Source organism: Cupriavidus mimosae (assembly GCF_023952485.1).
In the GTDB taxonomy this organism is placed as follows: Bacteria; Pseudomonadota; Gammaproteobacteria; order Burkholderiales; family Burkholderiaceae; genus Cupriavidus; species Cupriavidus taiwanensis_C.
Genome location: NZ_JALHRY010000084.1, coordinates 1 through 1,221, shown reverse-complemented (window position 1 = coordinate 1,221; position 1,221 = coordinate 1). Strand labels below are relative to the sequence as shown.

The window sequence follows — 1,221 nt, the reverse complement described above, 5'->3', positions numbered from 1 at the left end:
GTTGAGATTGGCGTGGAGATCAGCGAGCAACTCGACATCATCCCCCAGCAGGTCCGAGTGATCCAGCACCAGCGTGTCAAGTACGCGTGCCCGTGCTGCGACGGCAGTATCAAGGTGACGCCCGCCCCCGCACGCATCATCCCCAAGGGCTTGCTGACTGAATCCGCGCTAGCCTGGTGCATCACCTCCAAGTACCAAGACGCGCTGCCACTGTACCGCCAGGCCGCCTTGCTGCACCGCTTCGGCGGCGACCTCTCGCGCAGTACATTGGCCGCCAGCGTAGTACGTGTCGGCGAGGCCGTGCAGCCCATCATCAACCTGATGCGCGACCATCTGCTGGACGATGACCTTGTGTACGGCGACGAAACTACCGTCCAGGTGCTCAAGGAGCCCGGCAAGCTTGCCCAGACCAAAAGTTACCTCTGGGCGCAGATGAATGGATCGGGCCCGCCGGTACGGCTGTTTGCTTACAGCCCAACGCGGTCAACGAAACATGCTGCGGAGCTCTATGCCGGCATCAAGCCAGGAACGGTGTTGATGACCGACGGGTACGACTCGTACGACAAGGTCGCGCACGCGAATCGACTGATCCATCTTGGATGCTGGGCTCATGCCCGTCGTTACATGATTGAGGCCGAGGAGGCTCTGCCCAAGGAGCAGCGCGGTGGCGAACATCCAATCACGCAGTTCATCGCGCTCATCGCCAAGCTCTTTGCTGTCGAGGCTCGGACTCGCGAGATGAAACCAGAGCAGCGCCAGCAGATCCGTGCCGAGCAGAGTCGGCCTGTGCTAGACGAAATCGAAGCCATGCTGTTGCAGCACCTGCACACCGTGTTGCCGCGAAGCAAGTTCGGCGAGGCACTACACTACTTCCATAACCAGTGGCCCAAGCTCGTCCGTTACGTCGAGAACGGCGCCTGGCCGATATCGAACAATGTGATTGAGAATTCGATCAGGCCGTTCACCGTAGGGCGCCGGAACTGGCTCTTCTGTGACACCGTGGCTGGCGCGAACGCAAGCGCGAATCTGTACTCGATCATTGAGACCTGCAAGGCCAATGGCGTCGATACGTACCGCTATCTCGTCGCCTTGTTCAAGGCGCTGCCGCTCGCGAAGACCGCTGACGACTACGAGGCCTTGCTGCCTTGGAATCTCAAGACATCCGCTGTTTAGCCGACCTCGTATCCGGCCGCAAGAGGCGTTGTTAGTCGACCGCTTACG

Annotated in this window: 1 protein-coding gene; it reads left to right on the top strand. The window is 60.3% G+C overall.

The genetic code is table 11. The features are described 5' to 3' along the window. Nucleotides 1–1,173, top strand: a 1,173-nt coding sequence (gene tnpC / locus MKD50_RS30380; protein ID WP_041232871.1) for an IS66 family transposase, incomplete at its 5' end; no start/stop codon positions are given. Nucleotides 1,174–1,221 lie beyond the last annotated feature (48 nt).